The organism is Enterococcus sp. DIV1368b (assembly GCF_050529595.1).
Classification (GTDB): domain Bacteria; phylum Bacillota; class Bacilli; order Lactobacillales; family Enterococcaceae; genus Enterococcus_B; species Enterococcus_B mundtii.
This window is the reverse complement of the sequence record NZ_CP172883.1, coordinates 3,079,862-3,104,068: the sequence shown is the minus strand read 5'-3', so window position 1 is coordinate 3,104,068 and position 24,207 is coordinate 3,079,862. Positions and strand designations below refer to the sequence as shown.

At 37.3% G+C, this 24,207-nt stretch carries 22 protein-coding genes; 19 read left to right on the top strand and 3 right to left on the bottom strand.

What is annotated here, in order from left to right; translation table 11 throughout:
* Positions 1–2 precede the first annotated feature (2 nt).
* The gene (locus tag IGJ19_RS14220) at positions 3–1,214 is read right to left on the bottom strand and encodes an argininosuccinate synthase (protein ID WP_430604255.1); all 1,212 of its coding nucleotides are present in this window, start codon (positions 1,212–1,214) and stop codon (positions 3–5) included.
* 376 nt (positions 1,215–1,590) lie between these two features.
* On the opposite strand from IGJ19_RS14220, the gene rplM reads away from it, so the two are divergent.
* The 4 genes from rplM (at position 1,591) to IGJ19_RS14200 (ending at position 3,810) form a co-directional block, all read left to right on the top strand.
* A complete protein-coding gene (rplM, locus tag IGJ19_RS14215; RefSeq protein WP_153830627.1) occupies positions 1,591–2,019 on the top strand; it encodes a 50S ribosomal protein L13 in 429 nt (142 codons plus the stop codon).
* 15 nt (positions 2,020–2,034) lie between these two features.
* Positions 2,035–2,427, top strand: a complete 393-nt coding sequence (rpsI, locus tag IGJ19_RS14210; RefSeq protein WP_010733940.1) for a 30S ribosomal protein S9 — start codon at positions 2,035–2,037, stop codon at positions 2,425–2,427.
* Positions 2,428–2,588: 161 nt separating this feature from the next.
* Positions 2,589–2,765, top strand: a complete 177-nt coding sequence (locus IGJ19_RS14205; protein WP_176285333.1) for a hypothetical protein — start codon at positions 2,589–2,591, stop codon at positions 2,763–2,765.
* Positions 2,746–3,810: a Fic family protein gene (locus tag IGJ19_RS14200; RefSeq protein WP_430604254.1), complete on the top strand. Its 1,065-nt coding sequence runs from the start codon at positions 2,746–2,748 to the stop codon at positions 3,808–3,810. The genes IGJ19_RS14205 and IGJ19_RS14200 overlap by 20 nt, the downstream gene beginning before the upstream one ends.
* A 117-nt stretch (positions 3,811–3,927) precedes the next feature.
* On the opposite strand, the gene IGJ19_RS14195 is transcribed toward IGJ19_RS14200, so the two are convergent.
* Entirely contained in the window at positions 3,928–4,395 is a 468-nt protein-coding gene (locus tag IGJ19_RS14195) for a hypothetical protein (RefSeq protein ID WP_115358404.1), read from the bottom strand.
* Positions 4,396–5,881: 1,486 nt separating this feature from the next.
* Here IGJ19_RS14195 and IGJ19_RS14190 point away from each other — a divergent pair.
* From IGJ19_RS14190 to IGJ19_RS14150, 9 genes are all read left to right on the top strand, one after another.
* On the top strand, positions 5,882–6,214 hold the full coding sequence (locus tag IGJ19_RS14190; protein ID WP_071867939.1) for a hypothetical protein: 333 nt from the start codon (positions 5,882–5,884) through the stop codon (positions 6,212–6,214).
* Between the two features lie 25 nt (positions 6,215–6,239).
* Complete coding sequence (locus tag IGJ19_RS14185; protein ID WP_065095622.1) at positions 6,240–7,061, top strand: WxL domain-containing protein; 822 nt, start codon at positions 6,240–6,242, stop codon at positions 7,059–7,061.
* Positions 7,062–7,096: 35 nt separating this feature from the next.
* Positions 7,097–7,873 carry a WxL domain-containing protein gene (locus IGJ19_RS14180; protein ID WP_430604253.1) on the top strand — a complete coding sequence of 259 codons (777 nt, stop codon included), beginning with the start codon at positions 7,097–7,099 and terminating at the stop codon, positions 7,871–7,873.
* Between the two features lie 30 nt (positions 7,874–7,903).
* Positions 7,904–8,656 (top strand): WxL domain-containing protein, encoded by a 753-nt coding sequence (locus tag IGJ19_RS14175; protein WP_115358402.1) that lies wholly within the window; start codon positions 7,904–7,906, stop codon positions 8,654–8,656.
* 227 nt (positions 8,657–8,883) lie between these two features.
* Complete coding sequence (locus IGJ19_RS14170; RefSeq protein ID WP_071867941.1) at positions 8,884–10,029, top strand: DUF916 and DUF3324 domain-containing protein; 1,146 nt, start codon at positions 8,884–8,886, stop codon at positions 10,027–10,029.
* 147 nt (positions 10,030–10,176) lie between these two features.
* Complete coding sequence (locus tag IGJ19_RS14165; protein ID WP_176285334.1) at positions 10,177–11,541, top strand: helix-turn-helix domain-containing protein; 1,365 nt, start codon at positions 10,177–10,179, stop codon at positions 11,539–11,541.
* Positions 11,507–11,971, top strand: coding sequence for a hypothetical protein (locus tag IGJ19_RS14160; RefSeq protein ID WP_086335462.1), 465 nt, complete (start codon positions 11,507–11,509; stop codon positions 11,969–11,971). The genes IGJ19_RS14165 and IGJ19_RS14160 overlap by 35 nt, the downstream gene beginning before the upstream one ends.
* Positions 11,972–12,196: 225 nt before the next feature.
* Positions 12,197–14,629 (top strand): hypothetical protein, encoded by a 2,433-nt coding sequence (locus IGJ19_RS14155; protein WP_430604252.1) that lies wholly within the window; start codon positions 12,197–12,199, stop codon positions 14,627–14,629.
* A 92-nt stretch (positions 14,630–14,721) separates the two neighbouring features.
* Complete coding sequence (locus tag IGJ19_RS14150) at positions 14,722–15,507, top strand: class A sortase (protein WP_071867932.1); 786 nt, start codon at positions 14,722–14,724, stop codon at positions 15,505–15,507.
* Positions 15,508–15,645: 138 nt separating this feature from the next.
* Here IGJ19_RS14150 and IGJ19_RS14145 read toward each other — a convergent pair whose 3' ends face one another.
* Entirely contained in the window at positions 15,646–17,133 is a 1,488-nt protein-coding gene (locus IGJ19_RS14145; RefSeq protein ID WP_430604251.1) for a helix-turn-helix domain-containing protein, read from the bottom strand.
* A 539-nt stretch (positions 17,134–17,672) separates the two neighbouring features.
* On the opposite strand from IGJ19_RS14145, the gene IGJ19_RS14140 reads away from it, so the two are divergent.
* From IGJ19_RS14140 to IGJ19_RS14115, 6 genes are all read left to right on the top strand, one after another.
* Positions 17,673–20,000 carry a WxL domain-containing protein gene (locus tag IGJ19_RS14140; RefSeq protein ID WP_430604250.1) on the top strand — a complete coding sequence of 776 codons (2,328 nt, stop codon included), beginning with the start codon at positions 17,673–17,675 and terminating at the stop codon, positions 19,998–20,000.
* Positions 20,001–21,162: 1,162 nt separating this feature from the next.
* Positions 21,163–22,647 (top strand): BglG family transcription antiterminator, encoded by a 1,485-nt coding sequence (locus IGJ19_RS14135; protein ID WP_430604249.1) that lies wholly within the window; start codon positions 21,163–21,165, stop codon positions 22,645–22,647.
* Positions 22,637–23,047: a PTS sugar transporter subunit IIA gene (locus tag IGJ19_RS14130; protein ID WP_430604248.1), complete on the top strand. Its 411-nt coding sequence runs from the start codon at positions 22,637–22,639 to the stop codon at positions 23,045–23,047. Before IGJ19_RS14135 ends, IGJ19_RS14130 begins: the two co-directional genes overlap by 11 nt.
* 30 nt (positions 23,048–23,077) lie before the next feature.
* A complete protein-coding gene (locus tag IGJ19_RS14125; RefSeq protein ID WP_430604247.1) occupies positions 23,078–23,389 on the top strand; it encodes a PTS fructose transporter subunit IIB in 312 nt (103 codons plus the stop codon).
* A gap of 15 nt (positions 23,390–23,404) precedes the next feature.
* Positions 23,405–23,854 carry a fructose PTS transporter subunit IIA gene (locus IGJ19_RS14120; RefSeq protein WP_071867927.1) on the top strand — a complete coding sequence of 150 codons (450 nt, stop codon included), beginning with the start codon at positions 23,405–23,407 and terminating at the stop codon, positions 23,852–23,854.
* A gap of 21 nt (positions 23,855–23,875) precedes the next feature.
* A complete protein-coding gene (locus IGJ19_RS14115; RefSeq protein ID WP_010734014.1) occupies positions 23,876–24,190 on the top strand; it encodes a PTS fructose transporter subunit IIB in 315 nt (104 codons plus the stop codon).
* Positions 24,191–24,207: the final 17 nt, after the last annotated feature.

Genomic DNA, 24,207 nt, shown 5'->3' with positions numbered 1-24,207 from the left:
CGTTACTCTGATCCTACGGCTGTTTGTTGCTTTGTTTGAACTTCCGCATAGACTTTCGATGGTAGACCCCAAAGCTTGATAAAACCGACCGCAGCTTGTTGATCGAAGGTATCCGCTGAAGTATACGTTGCTAGTTCTTCGTTATACAGACTATTGGCTGATTTACGTCCTTCAACGATGACGTTTCCTTTGAATAGTTTGACACGGACAGTCCCATTGACCGCAGTCTGTGTTGCTTTCAAGAAAGAGATCAACGCATCGGTCAATGGATTGAACCAGAGACCATCATAAATCATTTGGCTCAACTGTTGCTCGATCATTGGTTTGAAATGTGCTAATTCACGAACGAAGGTCAAATCTTCCAGCTCTTTGTGTGCCTGCATCAAAGTGATCGCTCCAGGGCATTCATACACTTCCCGCGATTTGATCCCTACCAGACGATTCTCCACATGATCGATCCGTCCGATTCCATGCTTGCCGGCTAATTGATTCAAAGACAAGATCAATTCAGACAAAGATAAACTTTCTTGATTCAAAGCAACTGGAACGCCTTGTTCAAAACTGAGTTCAATGATATCCGGCTGATCAGGTGTATACTCCAAGGCTGTCGTAATATCATAAGCACCTGCTGGCGGAGTCGCCCAAGGGTCCTCTAATACACCACACTCACAAGCACGTCCCCACAAGTTTTGGTCGATAGAATATGGATTCTCCAAATCTGCTGGGATCGGCACATCATTTTCTTTTGCATAGGCGATTTCTTCTTCCCGAGACCATTGCCATTGACGAACCGGTGCAATGATTTTCATTTCAGGTGCCAAGGCATTGATTGCTACTTCAAAACGAACTTGGTCATTGCCTTTTCCTGTACAGCCATGAGCAATCGTCGTTGCACCAGTTTTTCGAGCTAATTCCACTAATTTTTTTGCGATCAAGGGGCGAGAAAGCGCAGAAACCAGTGGGTAAGACTGCTCGTAAAACGTATGACCTTGTAGCGCGATCAATGCAAATTCTTGAGCAAATTCCTCTTTAGCATCGATGGCATAAGACGCAATTGCGCCAACTTGAAGTGCTTTTTCTTTAATAAAAGCTGTATCTTTGCCTTCACCAATATCTAGGCAACAAGCAATCACCTCATAATCTTTTGCCAACCATTTGATTGCTACAGAGGTATCTAATCCACCTGAGTAAGCCAATATAATTTTTTCTTTCATAAAATCGCCCCTTTATTTTTAAGTGTTTTCAAAATAGATGTTTCAAATGATAACACCATAAAAATAAAAAAGCAATCAATAAATTAAATAAATATACATAAATAAAGATAAAATAAAAATAATATTCAATAAATATAGAAATAAACAGTTTTTTATACAACCGGGTATATCTTTTTAAAAGACATCAAACTAGTGAGAAATCTAAAATGAAAGGAAAATTAAATTTTTCAGAAGCACAGAAAAACGTTGACATTATCGGTATTTGCAGGTAATATGTTAAATGGTATTGTTTGCCCCACAAAGAGCCCCGGAAACTCGAAGTGTATGTCAAACATCAGAACTTAAATTGGAGGAAAATAACGTGCGTACAACATATATGGCCAAACCAGGCGAAGTAGAACGTAAATGGTATGTAGTAGACGCAACTGATGTTCCATTGGGACGTCTTTCAACAGTTGTTGCATCTGTACTACGTGGAAAAAATAAACCAACTTTCACCCCTCATTTGGATACTGGCGATTTCGTCATTGTTATCAATGCAGATAAAGTGAAATTAACAGGTAAAAAAGCGACTGATAAAATTTATTACCGTCACAGCAACTACCCAGGAGGATTGAAATCAATCTCAGCTGGTGAATTGCGTGCTAAAAATTCTCGTCGTTTGATCGAAACTTCTGTAAAAGGCATGCTACCTAAAAATACTTTAGGCCGCAAACAATTTACAAAATTGAATGTATACGGTGGAGCAGAACATCCACATGCAGCACAACAACCAGAAGTTTTAGACATCACAAACTTAATCTAATAGGAGGGAATTTCATTGGCACAAGTTCAATATATCGGCACAGGCCGTCGTAAAAATGCAGTTGCTCGCGTACGCTTAGTACCAGGAACTGGTAAAATTACTATCAACAAAAAAGATGTTGAAGAATATATTCCACATGCTGACTTGCGTGAAGTTATCAATCAACCTTTCGGCGTTACTGAAACAAAAGGCGCATATGACGTATTTGTTAACGTAAACGGTGGAGGATACGCTGGACAATCAGGAGCTATCCGTCACGGAATCGCTCGTGCATTGCTAGAAGTTGATCCTGACTTCCGTTTAGCTCTTAAACGCGCTGGGTTACTTACACGTGACGCACGTATGGTTGAACGTAAAAAACCAGGTCTTAAGAAAGCTCGTAAAGCTTCACAGTTCTCAAAACGTTAATATTGCTGGAGTCGTTGCGAATATATTCGCTTACGAATACAGTATGGGACGGAGATTTCTCAGGAAATCGAGTACCGATCAATTGTATCGTTTCAAGACACTTTCCAAATTTGGGGAGTGTCTTTTTTTGGCTCTTCGACAAGTAGTGTTGGTGAGTTCAAATGGAAGTGATTTTATTGAGAATCAATCGAAGCAGAAAGAAGCGACTGCAAAAAAGATCTAGTCAATTTAAAGAAACTAAGATATATTTAGCCGATTACTCCGCCATTAGTTGTTTTTCTCCGCCAAATGATATAAAATGGCGGAGAAAAGAGGTGGATGGCGGTGAAAGAATTTGATTATCGTGAGTTACATAAACTTACTATCAGTCATGACTTGTTGAATATGCTGACCAAGATTCATGAATATAAAGGAAAACAAGAACTCTATATTGCAACAAAACCAGAGATTTTAAGTAAGCTGACGGACTTAGCATTGATTCAAAGTACAGAGGCTTCCAATAGAATTGAAGGGATCGCGACAACTGACGGTCGCTTAAAGCAAATTGTGGCGGAAAAAATTAAGCCTCGTAATCGAGATGAAGAAGAAATTGCCGGTTATCGAGATGTTTTGAAACTAATTCATGATAGTTATGAGCATATCCGAGTAGTGCCGAATGATATTTTGACGTTACACAAGAATCTTTATAATTACTCAGCTAAAAGTTATAAAGGAAAGTTCAAAAGTGGCGATAATGTTATTACGGAAAAAGATCAGGATGGTAACGAACGTGTTCGATTCGTACCGGCACCAGCTTATCTGACACCAGATTTAATTGAAGAGCTATGTTACCAATACAATCAAGCTATTCAGAAGGCTGAGATAGACCCGTTACTATTGATCCCTTGCTTTGTTTTAGACTTTCTCTCGATTCATCCATTTAGTGATGGAAATGGGCGGATGTCGCGCTTATTGACATTGTTGTTGCTGTATAAGTCAGGGTATTTAGTTGGCAAGTACATCAGTATTGAGATGCTGATTGAGGAATCAAAACAAACTTACTATGAATCGTTACAGGCAAGTTCTGTTGGTTGGTTGGAAAATGAACAAGATTATACGCCGTTTGTTCGCTATCTTGTTGGCATCATTTTGCGAGCATATGAAAATTTCTCGGAACGCTTTGAGATCATTATCAATCGTGAGCTAACACCAGTAGAGCGGGTAATAGAAGAACTGGAAAAGTCTTTTGAACCTTTGAGAAGAACTGACCTAGAGAACTTATTGCCGGATATTAGCCAGCGGACGATTGAACGGGCTCTAGCTGAGCTACAAACAGAGAATAAGATTCAAAAAATCGGAAGAGGTCGTTCGACTAAGTATCAACTATCAAATGATGTTAAATAGTAAAATATGAATTACTACCTATTACTGGAAGAAGAACAAAAATCCACCGTACTTCTTCCACCACTCCCCAGAGCATACTCAGCTTGCTAGGTATGCTCTGGTTTTTTATTCTTTAAATCATTCAAAAAGAGAGCGATTCTCAAAGTTTGAAACATAGTCTAAAAAATAAATATCTCTATTATCTAAGTGCTCTTGTTCGATTCCTTGGCGTATTCTAAAGTCGATAGCTAATAAATTGCAATTTGTTTCCATAATCCCGAGTGACTCTTCGAAGATAATATAAATTGTTTCTTTCTTTAATCCAGGGAGTGTGATTGGATTTTTTGCATATGACTGATAATAGATGTTGTTTTTTGAATTGTCTGCTACATAAAATAGGCGAAATTCGATCTTTTTTTCTTTTCGAGCATAGATCGAGTGAAGAACATTGATTTTTAACATTTCAAGATGTTCTTTATAAATAATGGAAATAGGGGTCTCTTTTACATCAACTAGTTCTTTCAATGTAGCTAAAGGTTCATTTCTCGTTTTCACACAATGTATTTTTTCTTTATATTTTTCAAAAAGAAAATCCGAATCTAGCAATATTCTGTTCCTCCTGAAATGTCATCAATTTATTACTACAGTACCGTTATTTATCAATGCGGATCTCCAGCCAAAAGAAAGATAATAAGCTTGTAATGTCGAAGCATAAACATTTGCACGGGACTCGCTTGTAGGAATACTCATCGTACTAACATAACAGGTTCCAGTAGCTGCAGCAGTTGTTCCTTGATAAAAATTATTTACATTTAAGTAAGTATATAGATTTAGCAAGCTCAAATTCGTTACTCTAATATTGCTGGCACGCCATATATTAATTGGGTCTGTACCGACCAAGCAATGTATAATTGACAGGTGGTTCCGCTCATTCTAATTATATATCCTGAAACAACGGTGATGCCTTTAGATAAGCTATTGTTATCCAGTTTAGCATTTTTTTCTTTATTTAAGTTTATTGTAGCCTGTTCTAAAGTATATTTGAAGGTAAATCTCTTCTATTTATTATTGTTGTATCAATATTTATTTCATTAGCAGGAGCCATTTGATCACTATAGACAATACTCTGAGTAACCATAATAATAGATAACACACTGAAAAGAAAAATAGAAATTTAAAAAAACTTTTTTGGTTAAAAACTTTTTTCATTAATTCACTAACTTATCCTCACTTTTTTTAGCAAGCGCTTGCAATTGCAGTTTATGGAAAACGAATTAGATTATAATGTAACAACAATATATTTATTGTTGATATAACAAACAATATCTTTAATAAATTTAATTAAGTGAAAAATTATAGTAAAAACAAAGGTTCAAGACTATTGAAATTGGAGATCTTCCACCTAAAATAAAGGGATAATTTATTTTTTTTGTCATTGAGCAGTATTTATCTGAATATCTATTGAAGTGGTGGATTACAAGTATAGAGAAAATAATGGGATCATAAAAAAATAGTGTTAGAGCGATTACTTCAGCACATAAAGAGACTGGGACAATCGTCCTTTAGCACCTCCTGAAACCAAAAAAACGGTGGGAACAGAAGTAGCCTCTTTTTTTATATCTATTTATTAGGATACATAAGACGTGAGTGGATGATCGAATGTAAGCATCTACATTCTATGATCAAAGAATGAAATTTTTCAGATAGTTATCTTCATAGTTATCAAAATTTAATTATTTTGTTCTTTTTTTTTATACTATTTATTATTTATTTTAATTAATTACAAGTTTTATTTTAATAAATATGAAATGGACAATACCAATTATTCTATTAATAAAAGGATTTGTAAATTATTTAATACAGAAGAAATAAATATTAGACAACTTGTTTATACAAATTTAATAGTTATTTTATATTTTTTTTAAAATTTTTTATAAGAGTGACTCGATAAAATAGTGTATATTTTTCCAAGGCTTTTACAGAGGTGACTTTTTGTTTAATTTTTTTTCAGGAACTAACAGAAAATTAAGATGATGAAGAAACCGCAGAAAGGTATGATGAACCAGTACTAAGGAGGAGGAAGCAGGGAAAGATGTTTAAGTCAAAGCAAAAATGGATGACTTGTTTGGTTTTGCTTTTGCTGTTATTAAGCAGTAATGCAACTGTCGGTAGGGCAGATACTCAATCTTATGGAAGTTATGGAGAGACCGGATTTTATGGTAAATACGAATATATGACTCCCCCTAGCTCCGGACATTTAACAGAGGATGAGAAAAATGTTCTTTTGATAGCTCCAGACGAACAAATGAAAATACCAGCTGCCGGTGATAGCTCCAATGTTCTAATGTACGTTCTAACTGTTATTACTATGTTGGCTAGCTTGATTTTATACCGAAAATTGAGCCTAAATAAAAAAATCGCCTAAGCGAAAAAAGGAAGGAACAAAAAAAATGAAAAAAATACAAAAATATTCTTTAGTAATGCTTGCCGGTGTTGGAATGATCTCTACATACGGAGCAACACTTGTCAATGCAGCAGCTGTTGGGCAGTACGATTCAAAGTCTTCGGTTGAATTTAAACAAGGGACAACTGTTACACCCCCAGTCGATCCAGAAGACCCAGATCCAAGTATTCCGGTCGTACCGATTGATCCAACTGATCCAACAAATCCTCCAGGACCTGGCACGGGTGGGCCACTAGCGATTGACTTTGCTTCCTCGTTAGCGTTTGGCGAACAATCGATTACTTCTAAAGATGAAACTTACTATGCGCATCCTCAAGCATTTGACAATGGAAATACGACTGAAAACTATGTACAGGTAACGGATACCCGTGGGAATTTCGCTGGTTGGACATTATCAGTAGCGACAGATGCACAATTCCATTTAGACACAGTGGACCCAAGTGTGACAGATGAAAGCAGTGCTGAAGTAGGTGACTATTTAACCGGAGCACAATTATCTTTCAGTGGTGGTCATGTGAATACAGAAAAAGGCATAGATGCGTCTATCTATCCTAAAGAAGTAAAAACAGGTTCGTACGCAGTTTCTACCGCAGAAACAGTAATCGTTGCAGCAGCTAAAAACCAAGGGATGGGTACATGGACTTACGGATTGGGTACACCAACAGATTATGATACAACCGCAACAAGTGCAGATGCTATAGCAACAAAATCACCAATCACATTATCTGTACCAGGTGCCACAGTAAAAAAAGCGGGAACTTACACAACGAACCTTAATTGGACACTATCCGATACACCAGCAAACTAATGACATTTAGATATTTTCCAAGGAAGGAGGACTATATGAAGAAGTTTTTATTGGCAAGCGTACTTTCTATGCTACTTAGTGTTACTACCACTCAAATGGTTGATGCAGAACATCATGAAGATTTAGGAGAGTATGATGCGGTAAGATTTCAATCATCGAAAAAACCGACACTTCCTGTAGATCCCACCAACCCGGAAATTCCAGTTGATCCCATGAATCCTGACGGTTCTAAGCCTAATCCTGGAACAGGAGGGGCGTTGTCAATTGATTTTGCCAGTAGTTTAGATTTTGGGATGAATCAAATATCCAATAAAGATGAGTATTATGAAGCCCAGGCACAAAAGTATTTTAATGATCCGAGTTTAATCACCCCAAACTTTGTTCAAGTCACAGATAATCGCGGAACATTGACTGGATGGACGCTGAAAGTAAAAGAAACTCAACAGTTTCACACTGAAGAAGATGTCCAATACAAAGAATTAACTGGTGCAACGTTGTTCTTTCTAAAACCAGAACTGGTAAGTAACAGTAACTCTCCAAACCCAACTGCCTATGAAGTATTAGGAATGGTTCCCAATCAAGAAAGTGTAATAACCAGGGCAGAGTTCAATCAAGGAGCTGGGACATGGATCACTCGATGGGGAGATTTAACAGATTTATCCGAAAAAAAAGAAATAATTGAAGGAAAAGAGAAAACGACTACATTCACTTCCGCGATTCAATTGTTTGTTCCTGGATCAACCCCTAAAGATCCAGTGAGCTATAAAACGAATTTGGTCTGGATTCTTTCGGATCTACCAACAAACAAATAAAAAATGAGTCATCAAAAAGGAGAAATTCACATGAAAAAAGTAACATTGTATACAACAGCCGTATTAGCGTCATTGATCGTAACAGGTATAGCAACAACTGCATCAGCCGACGAAGTAGCAACTTACGATGCCTATGGAGCAATCAAATATACACCATCTACTAACGTAACTGACCCTATTGATCCATTGAACCCAACACAGCCAGTGACACCAGAAAATCCTGATCCAACTATCCCGGTTGTTCCTGGAACGCCTGGACCATTATCTATCGACTTTGCTTCATCATTTGATTTTGGAACACAAGAAATCACATCAGAAGATATGGTTTATAGTGCAGCAGCACAAAAGTACAAAGATGCTACAGGTAATGCAACTACTGGTCCAAACTATGTCCAAGTGACAGATAATCGTGGGACACTAGCTGGTTGGTCTTTAACTGTTAAAATGGGTGATTTTGCTTCGACAGATTCAGCTTCTGCTGGTAAACCTGGAGCAACTTTAGATGGTGCTAAAGTGTACTTGACTAATGCAACGATTGCTTCAGCATCTAAAACACCTGCGGATAAAGTAAAAACAATCACTACACTAGATCCAAATGTTCAATCAGACATCGTCATGGGTGCGACAGATGGAAATGGTGCTGGTACAAACTTGGTAGACTTTGGTAACGATGCAACAAAAGATTCTTCTGTAAAATTGGAAATTCCAGGTGCTTCAACAAAATTAGCAAGCAGCTACAAAGCAACAATGACTTGGTCATTAAGTGATACACCAGCAAACTAAAAATAGTAGAAAACAAATGAAACCAGATATGTCCGAATTCGGGAAGTAAAAGGAAGAACCCGGAAATACCCCCCTATTTTCGTCATTCTCCAGTATTTTTTGAATACAACATATTTGAAAAAAATAAATCTTTAAAAGAAGAGAGTGTGTCGAAAGTTTATCCGAAAAGTTCGGAAGCTTTTGGCACAACTTTTCTACATATAGAAACGAAGGAGAGCGCAACAGAAATGAAAAGGGCAAAATTTTATTTAACGATGTTCGTAATGGTGATGGTAATGATGATAACTAATCAAGTTGTCAAAGCCAACGAGTTTCAATTTTCAATGACACCAGTCTTACCAGAAAACCAAGCAGAAGATGTTTCTTATTTTGATTTATTGATGACGCCAGGGCAAAAACAAACAATCCAAGTCTTGTTAGATAATTCAACAGATAAAGTAGTTACTGTCGAAGCAAGTGTAGCAAGTGCTACCACCAACATCAATGGGGTGGTCGAATACAGTCCGACTGAAAACAAAAAAGATAAAACATTGAAGTATGATTTGGCAGAGTATGTGAAGATGCCTGATGAAATTGCTTTACAACCGCAGTCACAAACGAGTATTGCAATCGAGGTAACTATGCCTTCTGAAAAATTTGATGGTGTAATTGCGGGCGGTTTGACGTTCAAACAAAAGTCCTCCGAAACAGATACCTCGTCAACAGATAAAAAAGGTGTTTCATTGAAAAATGAATACAGTTATGTCGAAGCGCTTGTGTTGCAACAAACAAACACGAAAGTTGCGCCATCTTTAACGTTAAATGATGTTGCTCCTTCTCAAGTTAATGCTCGTAACGTGATCAATGCCAATCTTCAAAATTCAAAAATGGGCTATTTAAACCAAATGAAAGTGGATGCAACAGTCACCAATGTTGACGATCCAAACATGACGTTCACTTCAGTCAAAGAAATGATGCAAATGGCACCAAATACAAATTTTGATTATCCTATTGCAATCAGTAATCAAGGGATGTTGGATAGTGGTAATCCATCCAAACCGATGAAGGCGGGAACGTACCATTTAGCCATGGATGTGTATGGGCAAAAAGATCCTAGTGGAGAGTATGTCCAAACAGAAAAAGATCAAGAAGGCAAGGAAACGGATATTCATTATGTCTACAAATGGCATTTTGAAAAAGACTTTACTATCACTGCTGAAAAAGCAAAAGAATTAAATGCAAAAGATGTGACGGTCGAAAAGGATAATACTTGGATTTACTTCTTGATTGGTGGCATCCTTCTGGCATTACTTGCGTTTCTTTTGTTCTTTATTCTTTGGAAACGTCGCAAAAAGGACGAAGAAGATGAAGAAGATAAAATTTCCTTGCCGTAAGTTGATTCTGTCAGTTAGAAAAGGTGACACAAAATGATGTTGGAATTTCTAGATAAAAAATCCATAGGCAGACTTAGACTCCTCTTCTATCTGGATGCTCATGCTTCAGTTCCTCTGTTACAAGCCAATGTAATGGAGGAGTTGAAGATGAATAGATACGAGTTAGAAAGTTGCATAAAAGATGTTCAAGCAGATGTGAAAGAATTTGATTTAGCCGATCAGTTCGTGATCGAAACTGGGGTAAAGCCCAAGACTGTAAAATATACACGAAAGACATTTGCGAACATCTCTTGTTTGATTAGCTGTTATGCGAGCCAAAGTAAGTTGACGCCGTTAATCAAGGCAGTACTTATGGAACAAGTGGAAAATACGTTTGATCTAGAAGACGTACTGTATGCTTCGCGGGCAACTGTTTATAAGATTATGGCTAAAGCAAATGAATTATTGGAAATTTTTGAGATAGAAATTTCTAGCAGTTGTCAATTCGTGGGAAAAGAAAGAGATATCCAATCGTTTTTGTATGGCTATTACTACACGCTTTATGGAGTAAATGCGTATCCTTTTACAGATAGTATGAAAGATGAATTGGTCGAAATCATTCATCAACTTTCTTTAATCACTCACTTTCTTGACGATGATCTTTCAAATTCTCAGCAGGTTAAGTTGCTGTATCGTTTGTTTGTTTTAAAGGTCAGAAATCATTTTGGTCATCATGGGGAAAAAATCGTATCAACCTGTCAAAAAAAAGAATTAGTACAAAATATCACAGAAGTATTGAATCCATATTTCCAAAACTTACAAGAATCAGAAGTTTACGAATTATTATACTTCATTAGTAGTGAAAATTTGTCTCCTTATTGTCAACTGGTGCAAACAGAAACAATAGAGATCTTGAACCAGAAAGTTATTCATAGCGTCTTAACTGAATTTCAAGCAATTACCTCTTGGGGTGTCACGCATGAGGTGACTAAGGAACTTTCATTGATTCATAATAAACTGTTGTTTCAGAAGCGGACAAATTTTGAAAATTCAACGATTCAACAATTTTCATTTATCAAAGAAAACTATCAATTAGCAGAAACACTTGCTTACCGAATCGTGCAAGAATTATTAGAATTTGAATGGTGTACGGATACTGTTAAGGCAAATTATGATGAATTAGCAAAAGAATATATATTTCTTTTTTTATCTAGTTTACCTATCGAACTACTTTCGCCTAAAGTAAAAATCGTGATCGATTTTTCCTTTGGTCAAAGTTACAGCCGCTACATTCAAGAACAAGTGGATGCTTTCGGTAAGTTGAATATCGAATCGTATATTGGAGCGACAGAAGAAGAAGCGGATATTTATATTTCAGATATGTTAAAGCTTCATAGTCATCGTCATCAGGTGATTTGGTTATCACCTCCTACATCTTCTGATTGGGAAAAATTGGGCGATTTGATTGTACATGTCAAAATAAAGAAGAGTGGGAAGAATGATGAAAAACAAACCGAAAGTATCAATGAATAAAATTAGTAAAGGTTATCTTTATGCGGGTATCTTTTTGGTTCTTTTTCTTCAGACGAATTACACGGTAGCTCTAGCAGAGGAAGAAATACTTAATCCAGTCAATCCTTCCGAATCGGTTACACCAAAAAATCCAGAACATATTCAACTTCCAGAGGAAGCAACAGTAACTTCACCTGAGAAAAAACAAATAGAAAAAAATGAGGAAACAAAACAAGTCCCACAACCTCATGTGAACCAGCAAAAACAATTGAAAGAATCAAAAGCAGTAGTGAAGAAAGATGATTTTTTTCGTCCAGTAGAGCGTGTGGTACTAAATAAAAAAACGCACTCTACTGCTGGATCGAATGAAGATGCAAGAGTGGGAAAAACGAATACGGGGATGATGCTAGCAGCATTGTCCGGAAAAATGCTCTTTGGTATTGACGGATAGTGGGGAAAGATGACGTGACCAAAATGGCCAGTTGCTGCTAGTACAAAAATGTAGATAAAGTTGGGATGATGTTTGATAGTTACCATTTATTTAAAGATAAGTCAGCCAGTTCAGCACTGGTTTATCCAACATTGTTGAGATACTTGATTCTTGTGGGTGTAAGACAAGTTTAGATGATATTGAAAATACTAATTTAAACATACGAAGGTAAGTACGGAGATGAAAATGAAGATAGGGAAAAAAAGAGTAAGACAAAATCGAAATCGACTAACTGGTTTAGTGTTAAGTACGGTTGTATTTATTTCTGCACCATTGATCTCAATGCAAGTCAATGCACAGACGAAGGAAGTAGTGAATCAGGATATTAGTACAATCACACAAACTGATGATTATGGGGAAATTACAGGAGATGGTTCTCTGGCTGCGAGAGATTGGATGTCCTATTCTTCCAGAAAGAAATTTGGATCTGGAAACTATGAATATGAGGCAGGGAATATGCCAGATATTAATGGGACGTCCGTTGGGCTAAAAGCAGTCGATCCGGTATTTGATTCAACTGGAAAAGCCGTATTGACAAGTACGGATAATCCACCAGGAATGACCGTCAATTCGGAGATCAACACCAAACAAAAAAAAGGACCTTACGGGCAAGCAGCCATTTTTTTAGATGCGATGATTGATTGGACATCTGATTTTACAATGACCTATGGGATTGATGGAAGTACGGGTTATGGTAACAAAGGAACAGGGTTATACTTTGCTCCTTTACGAGCAGAAGATTGGTTAAATTATGAGAATGGTGGGACTGTGCCATTTCCGATGGGCGGCACGGTCTTGCCAACACTTACCCTAACAGGCCCTACATTAGGATATCTAATATCAGAAATCCCAAATGCATTTGGATTGAATGCCTCAGGAGATCAATTGAGCTCCATGAGAATGGCTTATGTAAATGTCGATCGATTGGGAGTGACTTATTATGAAGGCGGCGCTACTATGTTCGATCCAAAGAATCCAGGAAAGACATTTATTTGGAAAAAAGGAGGAAGTTCAACCACCTTAGCTAGTGGTTATAGCCAGACTATTGCAGAAAATGGTGTAGAAATTGCTACTCCTTCAGAAGATTTTACAAGTGCTACCTATAGTGTCAAATATACTGCAAGCTCCGGTTTACTCACGATTACTTCTAGTGCGAAACTTCCCAAAGGTTTTACTGGAATAGGGAATCTAGCATCTGCGGCAGTCGGATCGACGCCTGTTTTTCAAACAACCATACCTTCTCAGTTAAAAGGTCAGATATATTCATTGGGTATTGGCAGAAATACTTATTGGACGCTAGGAATTGGACATGGAAAAGCGGTCTCTTCTGCCGGTCAGTCATTTCCAGATTATCCTTCTCAACCGCTAACGACTTCGGTTAAGGTTGGTGATTACTCATTTGGGGTGGCGACTTCATCTGTTGAAGTCCACTATGTCGATGAAAGTGGGAAAAGCATTGCCACTAATACGACGATCAAAGCAAATGTTGACACAATGATCGGAGTAAACGGCTTGTCACCGGATGCAGCCAATGCGCGCTGGTCGTATGATGCGAAGCCAATCAGCGGCTATAGCCCAATTCGTGCAGAAGATGTATTGGTAAGTAAAACGGATAAGAACGTGCTGACCATTACGTATGAACAAAAGTCATCACCTGCAACAACCACTTTTGATTTTGCTTATGATCCGACAGCGCAACATACACCAAGTATTCCAAAAAGTATTCTTGAAAATGGGTATGTCGGCGATAAGATTTCGACGACAGAAGCACAAATTATGACTAATGTACCTCTTGGGTATCAAGTGGCAAAGGTAACATGTCCAGACGGCAGTGAGAAACAGACAATTGCTGAAGCATTGAAGAGCTATCCGTCGATGACACAAGAGAAAAATACGTTTACTGTCCAGTTAGCTCCACGTACAGATAGTATGGTACAAATTACTTTTGCGAAAATAGATCCGTCGCAAAATTTTGCGTTGCCTGAAATTATATCGTACAAAGGAACTACTGGGGAAAACCTACCAGACATTGTTAAAGATGTGAATGATCAAGTGAAAGACAACTTAATAATCAAGACAGTAACTGGTCCTAATGGCAAGACCTACGATAATATAACTGATGCACAAACGGAAAATCCGTATTTTGTCGATCAAGGCGAATTTATTGTCCATTTGCTTGATCGCGGGGAGATTAACTTGACTGTGCCACATACGATTGACTTTGGTCTTAATGAAGTAACGAGCCAAACACAGCGACTCGTAGGAAAGCTAGACGATAAGATTGCGGTAAATGACAGTCGAGATTCAAGTTATCAATCGAATTGGTCTGTGGCAGTGGCTCAAAGGGAAGCAATTCATGAAGTAGATGCAACTGGCCAAACTGTTTTGAATGGGATCTCTTTTGATGGTAGGCTAGGATTTTATGATGGAACAAGCAATCAATTTTTAAGTAGTAGTCCATTGATCATTTTTAATCAAAATGCACCATCTACTGGTCTTACAGATATATCAGATAGTTGGGTCAATCAAAGATTTTTCTTAGAAGCTCCTGTAATTAATCAAAAAACGAATACTCGTTTTACTGGAACTCTCAGCTGGTCCTTGATTTTAGCGCCTTAAAAAATCTTTCGAAATCACTCTGCTGAAATCACATGTAAAAAATGACAATAAACTGCAGTTAGCTTATTTTTGAACGAATGGAGGTAGAAACAATGAGTAGCAAGTATAGACCAACGGGATATGTAAAGAGCAATGTTACTTTAAAACTTGTGATCAGTTTTCTGTTGATGCTCTCACTCATACTTTTTGCTATTCCATTTTCAAAATATTTTATGATTTCGACACATGCACAATTGACACAGACGGCGTTTCGAACAAATTTACCAAAAATAATTGACGTACCAGAGAAGATCGAGCGCTTGAATGTTAAAGATATCTTTACGCATACAACAGAAAAAAATACCTCAGCAATTGGTCAGATAGTGATTCCAAATGTAAAGATCATACAACCGATTTTTGTTGGACTAACGACAAAAAATATGATCAATGGTGTTGTCGACTTGTTTCCTGAACGTGAACCTGAAAGAGGGACATTGACACTTATTGGACACCATGTAGGTGAGTATAATCTTTTGTTTGCTCGAATCGATGAGCTAAAAAAGGGAGATGTGATCTATGTTCAATATTTTGATCACTATTACCAATACTTGGTAGAAGAAAATACGGTGATTGATGAAAAAGACATTGATCAACTTGCGAATAAGGGAGCAGATTACCTTTTCTTAGTAACATGTGATCAAGTGCAGCAAACCTCAAGACGCGTGTTTATTCAAGCGCGAAAGGTCAAAGGGAAATCACCGAATGCTAGCCAGTTCAGCCAAACGGCTGCAACAATAAAAAACGTAGAAGGTCAGCAATATATCACTACGTTTCTGCTACCATTCATTAGTTTGATTCTTATAGCTACTTTCTTCTTGATTTTCGTTTGGCGTACGTGACTGAAGACACTCCAAAAAAGTTTATCAGCGTTATTGCCCTTTCGTTTGATAAGGTTTCAGTTGTACAGGACGGTGGATAATCGAGATTTTAGATAGATTAGGCTGCCAAACTTAGGTTTTGGCAGCTTATTTTTTATTTTATAACAAATAACCAAATTGTTTTTTTGTTCGAACTGCATCAATGAAATTCACTATTTCAAGCCATTGAGACGGTGTCGGTTTCACACTTATAAAAAAGATTTCTGCCTGTGGATTGAGTATTCGTCCCTCTTTTAGTGGAAAGTCACAAAAAATAATATCAGGAGATTGATCATACGCAACTATTTCAATCGGTCGAGGATTGAGTTTTATCAAGTAGCTACTTAGCTCTGTCTTATGGATTTTTCCGAATTTAGATAGTATTGCTACTTTTACCGGTTCATGGTGTATTTCAAGAACACACGACAATAGTTGGAAAAGCGACGAACGAAAAGACTGACTAGTAATGATCCGTTGCCATTTTTCTTCCTTCAATGGCATTTGTGCGATGATCTCATCTATGATTTTATGGTAATGGTTTCTAGTCGGATCATTAAAATCAAAGTACTCTAAGTCGGAATAAGGAGGCACAAACTCGTCACTGCCATAACTGAGAAAATAAGTCGTTCGATAGATTATATTGACGGAAAGAAAATCTTCTTCTTGTATCGTTAATTTTCGTTTCATATGTTGAGATAACTGGTGGAAAATCGTTTGTTCAATTTTGTTGTATTCTTTGTTATAAAAGTCACGAAAAGGTGGTAATTTTTCTTCAAAACAAGTATAAGTTGGTACGACGGTAAACACATAGTACAGATAATTGATCTCAACTTCATTCAGATTTTTTTTGAAAAAAAGATTAGTTATTTCTTTTCCTTGTATTTGTTGTTTAAAAACCTCATAAGAAATTAAAGGATTTCTTACTTTAGCAATCACTTCTGGCAATTCAGTGATCATATAGCCATTTTTCAATCGATGTTGCGTGATTTTCATAAATAGATAAAGTTTACGTATGTCTTCATGAGAATGCATGGGGAGACATTCATGAATCATAGTTGCTAGAGCCTGAAAACTTTCAGGATATTCAGGGATAATTGGATCTTCTTCGTCATGTAAATGCCAGAACAGCGTAAAGAAAAAATGACGAGTACGATATTCATCGCCACTGATTTTCTTCTTAAACAATAAATATTCAAGTGAGTATTCTTTTAATAACATACGAATGGGTTTAAGTTTAGGTAGAACGCTTTGTTGATGCAGGTGGACGGATTCAGCAAAACGATCCAAATTCTGAAAATTTTCATTATAAATAGAGAGGAGAAATTTAAATCCTACGGTTTCTTTAAACAGTAGAATATAAACTTTGAGCAATAAAAATTCTTTTGAAAAATGAATAGACAATCCATGTTTGTCATATTGAAATTGAAAAGTAGGGTATTTTAATTTGATTTCTTCCACACTATTACCAATCGCTTTATAGCGATATTCTGAAATATTGAGTGCCTCTTGGATACTTTTTTTAGGATAGTATTCTTTTTTGTTTATGTAACAATATTGGAAGAATTGTATGATTTCCTTTTCTTTATAGTTGAAAAAATACTCTCTCATGCTCTCACCCCCATTGAGTTTATATCTAATTGAAAATAAGTTTTCTTTTACTCATATTATATAGATATATGAAGGGAAATCCTAATGTAATCTACACTTAATAAAAAAATTCTCATAAGGGAATATGTGTGCTACTACCAACTTCAAAAAAATGGTATTTCTTTTCTGGAATGTTTATATTATATCGTTTGTTCGAATGTTTTTTGTAGGAAGGATTTGAATCTTTTTAAAATGAATATCTGTGTGATATTTTCCTTTTTTTTCAAAAAAAATATAATAATGACCGAGTCTTTTCTGCTACTATAAATCAAGATGAGTTTTAAATATGGTAAGTATTAGGGAACATAAGAAATATTCATGCGAGACATCATTTCTTTACATGAACATCTAAAAATGAAGATGAAAAAGTAGATGACAGGTAACGTTATATAGTGATTAATCAAGTGATTTATTAGATATTTTTTTGTTGTTGAATACATACCATAGTCTAAGTGAATTATGAAGTGGGTTAACTATCCCAAAGAAAGAAGAGAACATTTATGTACAAAAAGAAAAAAATACTGGCTCGAGTGATTGTTGGAATGTCAATTTTTTTCCTACCAACCCTTACTCTTTTGAGCCATAGAATTGAGCTGAAGGTCGAAGCTGCTGTAATTACTTCGGGAGCATTAGAACCTGGGGGAAATTCCGATACAGGCAACCATGAATTGGATAGCGGATTCCAACAGAATGCTAATAACTGGAATATCTTAGCTGGTGACAGCAAATGGTGGAAATGGGATCCTTCGGGAAATAATTATTTATGGTTAGCGAACTCAGTTAAAAATTCATGGGTGTATCAATCAATCAGAGCAACACTTGATTTTTCTAAACCATTAACAATCAAAACGCCCTATTGGTATGATAAAGCAGATGTCTGGAAAATGGGGGATGCATCGGGATTCTTTTTGACTCCGGCAAATAATGACATGATCAAACAAAATGCACCCAATGCAACAGGACAGCAGCTAGGAATTGCAGGCTTGAAAGATAGTTTCTTTATAGGACGTGATATTTGGTATAACGGAACATTTGATGGACCAAGTGGCACCAATAAAGGACAAGATAAAATTGAAATTCGTAAAACAGATGCTAATGGCGCAATCGAACAATCAAGTTCTACCACTGTGCCGTGGGTACAAATATCGGCACCGTTACAATTTCAAGGTTCAGGAAGTACTAGATGGAGTTCTGAAACGCAAACAATGACATGGTCAAATATTGTGGATAATAAAAATGGTACTTATACGGGTACACTGAGTCTTACTGCAGCGCCAGATAGTGGGTATAACAACAATGGCGCATACAAACCACAAACAATTTCAAGAACAATCACCCTAAAAAAGAACATGTCATTTGGGAGTTTAGCCATTACCGGAAATAATACAGGAGTCATTCAAGGAGCGAATGCTTCTAAGAATGCATCGTTCTCTGCAACACGCGGAACAGTTACTTTCCCGGTGAATTTTATTGATAAAACGACGAATCAGCCAATCAAAGGTGTAACTGCTGCGAAAATCACTGCGAATACTGGGGATACGATTGGTGTAACAAATAGTCTCGCAAATGCATCAGATAATTACACATTTGTTGTGCCTAGAATCAATGGCTATAATTTTTCTTCTTCTACTTCAATCAAAGTCGCAAACTATGATGAATATAATGAAGCAAACCCTAATGCAATCAATGTGTACTATTCACCGATAGCCGAAACGGCGGATTTTAAGACATACTACACTGAAAAAACACCAGGAACGGGTATTGTCACAGATGCTATCACTGGGTTAACTGGAGGCGATCCGTCTTCAACTATGATAGTAACAGAAGGAGTAGCGGCAACTTTACCGGTCCCAAATCCAGCATTGGTTACCGGTGATTTTGGTCATTCAATTACGAATATTCCTTCGTTGACTGTACCAGCTGGCTATAAAGTGGATCATATCGTGGGGCCAGATGGAAAGAATGGGCAGACATATCCAGATCTAGCTTCTGCGATTGTAGCTAATCCTACATTTGATGACCTATCGAATAACAAGTGGGCAAACCATTTTAGTATTTATCTGACAGCTGAACGTGCCTCTGCGAGCTTTTCCTACAATTATGTCGATAGTACGCGAGCTGTAGCACCAAGTTTACCAGACATTCCTTCTGAGGTAGGTATAACTGGTGGGGTCATCAAAGATCCTAGCGAGCAGTTACCTGAACTTCCTGCAGGTGTCACAATCAAAGATGTGACAGCACCTGATGGAAACACGTATGGAAGTCTGAGTGAGGCTTTAGCCGTTGACGCGAATAAGTACTACCAAGCAGGCACGGTAGCTTTTACTCTAAATGTCACAGCGCCGCCAGCTATGCCAACACTTGATGAAGTACCAACTGTTGAGTTTGGCACACAGACATTGAAATCGGGAACTCACTCATACGGCAGTGAGACACAGACGGGTTTAAAAGTCACCGATGAATCCTATACAAACAAAGGTTGGCACGTTACAGCATCAATGTCACAACAATTTACGAGTGATACAATGGCTGATTTGGAGACTGCACCGTTCGGTACATTCTTAAAAGGTGCAAGTATCAGTTTTCATGCAGGCACTTTAAACACAACGACAGAGAATACTGCAAAAGCACCTCAAGCGCTTGACTTTACATTACAAGAAGATGGTGCTGCGGTTTCTGTCATGGATGCCGCCGCTGGAACTGGTCAAGGTGCTTGGGAGTTAAGTTATGAAGATGTCCAGTTGCAGGTCGATGGCGATAAAATAGCGGTAGGAAAACCTTACCAAGCGACCATCAATTGGTCATTAAGTGATGTACCAGCAAATTGATGAGAAATACCGTTTTTCATTGCTGTTAAAAGCGGTAATCCTCAAAAAATCAATATTTAACAATCAAAAAATTGAGGTGGGACGGTAGTTGTTAATCTCAATAAATAAGGTGATATCCATAAAAATCATTGGAATTTTTATGGATATCGCCTTATTTGCATGGAAGCTATCTCTGTGACAGATTGTGTATCCGATAGTAAAGACATTACGTGATTTGTGAGTCCACTTGTTTAACTTATTTGTAAATCATGAGTTTGGTAAGAAAGTTATCTTATTTAATAGTGATAGTTATTTTAAAGCTGTGAGGTTGTTCAAGTGATTTAAGTTGGAATTACGATTAAATCAAGCCAAATGAGGGAAATAAAATCTCTTATCAAAAATATTTCAAAAGGATATTTTTGATGTTCGCTTTAAAATTGATGAGCAAAATGTTATGTTTTCATATAGTTATCTTTAGTTTCAAAAAATATAACTATTTGGTTGTTAAAATAGCTGACCTTCAAGAGGAAGCTGAAAAATAAAAAATATGAAAAGTTATTTTATGATTTCCTATCGTACTGCTCAGGTCAAAACGCTTTTCTCACAACTCAGATAAACGGTGTTCAAGAAGCAACACTTCAATAATAAGCCAAAAAAATCAAAAATGAAAAAGCCATTTTCGATTTTTCTGTCTTATTATTCAGTGCTGAACGCTTCTTTCACAACCTAGATAAACGGTGTTCGAAAGCCAGCTCCTTCAATAGTAAGTCGAAACGTGAAAAAATATGGAAAGCTATTTTCCCACGTTCCGCCTTACTATTCGGAGCTGACCGGCTTTCTCACAACCTGATAAACGGTGTTCGAAAAGCTGACCTTCAACATTAAGCTGAAAAATCAAAAAATATGAAAAGCTATTTTCTGATTTTCCATCTTACTGCTCAGGTCAAAACGCTTTTCTCACAACCTATGATAAACGGTGTTCAAGAAGCAACACTTCAATAATAAGCCAAAAAAATCAAAAATGAAAAAGCCATTTTCGATTTTTCTGTCTTATTACTCAGTGCTGACCACTTCTTTCACAACCTTGTGTAACCGAATACATTTTGTCCGCTGCAAGGGACATTATGTAGTGAAGCAGAATAAAAAAAATCGCTTATGATAAAGATACGGGGGGGATAGAGCTATGACTAGTCAAATGGATCGAGGGAATAAATTAACGCTTCTTTTATCAAAGCAAAGAGATTATGTTACTGCTGAAGTGTTGGCAGAGTTAATGAGTACCTCTACCAAGACGGTCTACCGCTTGGTTAAAAAAATAAATGACGAGTTTCCGAATGGGCCACTGATTTTGTCTGAAAAGGGTCGGGGGTACAAACTTGATTATGAAAAATATATTGCACAGACGAACCAAACAATTGTGTCTTCTGTGGAAGTTCTACCGTCAGAACGGCAAAATAATGTGATGGAAGAATTATTATTATCCTCGCCTAAAGCACTAAAAGTCATTGATTTGTATCAAACCTATTATGTTGGTGATTCAGCGATCGCGAATGATGAAAAAATCATTGCGGAACGGATTTCAGCGTATGATCTGCAATTGATCCGTAAAAATCGGACATTAGCCATCGAAGGAAAGGAAGAGAATATCCGTCGAGCGATCACTGAGTTGATTCAACGATTGAATATTTTCGATATTGATGAAATCGCTTTATCGGATGAATTCGACTTCAATCGGTATGATGCGAATTTTGTCATCGAACAGATCAAGCTGATTGAAAAGAAATTAAATGGCACGATTCCTTACCCATATAATATCAATATTTTCTCCCATCTATACATTGCGGTACGCCGCGCAAGAAAAACGAATTATCAAGCCACTGGAGAAAAATTAACGATGGAACAATTACAAGTTTTAGATAATGAATCTTTGATTCGCGATATTGCCATCGAAGTGATCCGCCAAGTGGAAGTGTATTTGAAAACGAAATTACCAGTAAGTGAGATCTACTATCTCTATCAATATTTACTTTCTTCCAGAACGGATAATAACCAAGCTAAAACGCAAACGTTTACAGAAGAAGTGTTGGAGATTACTTCTTATTATTTGTACCAAGTAGGTGAGAAGCTGAATCTCAATGTAGCGAATGAGATGATTTTTACAGATCTTGCTAATCATATCAAACCTTTGGTCAATCGATTGCGTCATCAAATCAGAGTGAAAAATAGTTTGTTGGATCAAATCCAATTAACGTATGAAACGATTTTTAATACTGTCGCTGAAGTGTCGGAACAGGTGAGTCAAACGTTTCAGTTACCAACGATCACACCTGATGAGATCGGGTTTATCACCTTGTATTTTGCACGAATCATCGAGACGCACCAATTTCCAATCCAAACACTGATCATGTGTACAACTGGCGTAGGGACTTCTGAATTATTGAAAGTGAAGTTAGCCAAAAAATTCCCGGAATTAGAAATCGTAGATGTGATCAGTACTAAAAATTACCAATCGGTGTTAGAAAAGACGCCAGGAATCGAGTTGATTTTAACGACAGTTGGGTTGAAAGAAGCGTTTCCTGTTCAATCTCTGATCGTTAGTGCGATGTTGACCGCTGATGATCAGTCAAGAATCCAAAAGAAAATCGAGGATATTTATCATGATAGATAATTTCGTGGAAACATTCGATCAGATTGCATTAACGTCAAAGGCAGAAACCTATGAATGGGTCAGTCAACAAGTCTTTCCTGCTTCAAAAGAAAAGGCACAAGCGATCCAACAGGCATTGTTTGAGCGAGAAGAGGCAGGAGATATCCAAATTGAGGAAGGCGTGATTTTGCCTCATCTTGAACATCCAGCGTTAGCCAAAACACAGGTCTGGGTGATTCGTCCCCAACAGCCAATTACTGAATGGTCGGAACGAATCTTACAAGTGGAATTGATCATCGTTGTCTTACTAGCAGAAAACGAAACACTGGCAGTCAAACGACAGCTTGCTGATTTTATGCGACAACTGGCTGATCCTGACTATCTAGATGAATTGAAAGCAGGTAATTTCACAGAACGATAAACATACTATCAAAAATTGGAGGAACCAATAATGAAAATCGTTGGAGTAGCAGCATGTACAGTGGGTATTGCCCATACGTATATTGCACAAGAAAAATTAGAGAATGCAGCGAAAAAAGCGGGTCATGAGATCCATGTCGAAACCCAAGGAACGATCGGCATTGAAAATGAATTGCCACAAGAAGCCATCGATCAAGCCGATATCGTGATTCTAGCAGTGGATGTCAGGATCAGTGGACGGGAACGTTTCGAAGGAAAGAAAATCATCCAAGTACCAACAGAGATCGCGGTAAAATCACCAAACAAATTAATCGAAAAAGCAATGGAAGTTGTCAGTAACTAATGAGGAGTGAGGAAAATGGAGATCAAAGAAATCATTGATCCAACAATCATCAAAACGAACTTAAACGGAAAAACGAAAGATGAGGTCTTGTATGAATTAGCCAATCGTTTATATGAACAAGAATACATTACGGATGTCGAAGCATTTGTGAAAGATATTTATTTGCGAGAAGCGCAAGGTCAAACAGGGATCGGTAATTATATCGCTATTCCACATGGAAAAAGTGCGTATGTGAAGAAGGTCGGTGTGGCGATCGGGGTGACCGAAAATGAAATCCCTTGGGAAACATTAGATGGTAAGGGCGTGAAAGGGATCATCTTGTTTGCAGTCGGAGACGATACGGAGGGCGCGCAAAAACATTTAAAATTGTTGTCCTTATTTGCCCGTAAGTTAGGAAATGATGAAGTGGTGGAACGTTTAATTGCTGCAAGAGAAATCGATGAAGTAGTTGCTGCATTTGGCTAGAGAGTGAGGAGGAAGAAAAAAATGAAAATCGTTGGAGTAGCAGCATGTACGGTGGGTATCGCTCATACGTACATTGCGCAAGAAAAGTTGGAGAATGCCGCAAAAAAGGCAGGGCATGAGATCCATGTAGAAACACAAGGAACGATCGGGATCGAAAATGAATTGACGGCAGAGCAAATCAGTCAAGCAGATGTCGTGATTTTAGCTGTAGATGTCAAAATCAGTGGTCGTGAACGTTTTGAAGGAAAACGAATCGTACAAGTACCGACAGAAGTTGCTGTAAAATCACCGAGTAAGTTGATTGAAAAAGTAGAAGAAGTAGTCGTACAACAATAATTACCAGAATGGGGGAG

Coding starts and splice junctions, on each gene's coding strand:
- IGJ19_RS14185 (WP_065095622.1), top strand. CDS start 6,240: ATGAAAAAAATACAAAAATATTCTTTAGTAATGCTTGCCGGTGTTGGA.
- IGJ19_RS14175 (WP_115358402.1), top strand. CDS start 7,904: ATGAAAAAAGTAACATTGTATACAACAGCCGTATTAGCGTCATTGATC.
- IGJ19_RS14200 (WP_430604254.1), top strand. CDS start 2,746: ATGGCGGTGAAAGAATTTGATTATCGTGAGTTACATAAACTTACTATC.
- IGJ19_RS14160 (WP_086335462.1), top strand. CDS start 11,507: ATGATGAAAAACAAACCGAAAGTATCAATGAATAAAATTAGTAAAGGT.
- IGJ19_RS14135 (WP_430604249.1), top strand. CDS start 21,163: ATGACTAGTCAAATGGATCGAGGGAATAAATTAACGCTTCTTTTATCA.
- IGJ19_RS14120 (WP_071867927.1), top strand. CDS start 23,405: ATGGAGATCAAAGAAATCATTGATCCAACAATCATCAAAACGAACTTA.
- IGJ19_RS14205 (WP_176285333.1), top strand. CDS start 2,589: ATGGAAGTGATTTTATTGAGAATCAATCGAAGCAGAAAGAAGCGACTG.
- IGJ19_RS14125 (WP_430604247.1), top strand. CDS start 23,078: ATGAAAATCGTTGGAGTAGCAGCATGTACAGTGGGTATTGCCCATACG.
- IGJ19_RS14170 (WP_071867941.1), top strand. CDS start 8,884: ATGAAAAGGGCAAAATTTTATTTAACGATGTTCGTAATGGTGATGGTA.
- IGJ19_RS14155 (WP_430604252.1), top strand. CDS start 12,197: ATGAAGATAGGGAAAAAAAGAGTAAGACAAAATCGAAATCGACTAACT.
- IGJ19_RS14140 (WP_430604250.1), top strand. CDS start 17,673: ATGTACAAAAAGAAAAAAATACTGGCTCGAGTGATTGTTGGAATGTCA.
- IGJ19_RS14150 (WP_071867932.1), top strand. CDS start 14,722: ATGAGTAGCAAGTATAGACCAACGGGATATGTAAAGAGCAATGTTACT.
- IGJ19_RS14145 (WP_430604251.1), bottom strand. CDS start 17,133: ATGAGAGAGTATTTTTTCAACTATAAAGAAAAGGAAATCATACAATTC.
- IGJ19_RS14180 (WP_430604253.1), top strand. CDS start 7,097: ATGAAGAAGTTTTTATTGGCAAGCGTACTTTCTATGCTACTTAGTGTT.
- IGJ19_RS14220 (WP_430604255.1), bottom strand. CDS start 1,214: ATGAAAGAAAAAATTATATTGGCTTACTCAGGTGGATTAGATACCTCT.
- IGJ19_RS14115 (WP_010734014.1), top strand. CDS start 23,876: ATGAAAATCGTTGGAGTAGCAGCATGTACGGTGGGTATCGCTCATACG.
- rplM (WP_153830627.1), top strand. CDS start 1,591: ATGGCCAAACCAGGCGAAGTAGAACGTAAATGGTATGTAGTAGACGCA.
- IGJ19_RS14190 (WP_071867939.1), top strand. CDS start 5,882: ATGTTTAAGTCAAAGCAAAAATGGATGACTTGTTTGGTTTTGCTTTTG.
- IGJ19_RS14165 (WP_176285334.1), top strand. CDS start 10,177: ATGAATAGATACGAGTTAGAAAGTTGCATAAAAGATGTTCAAGCAGAT.
- IGJ19_RS14130 (WP_430604248.1), top strand. CDS start 22,637: ATGATAGATAATTTCGTGGAAACATTCGATCAGATTGCATTAACGTCA.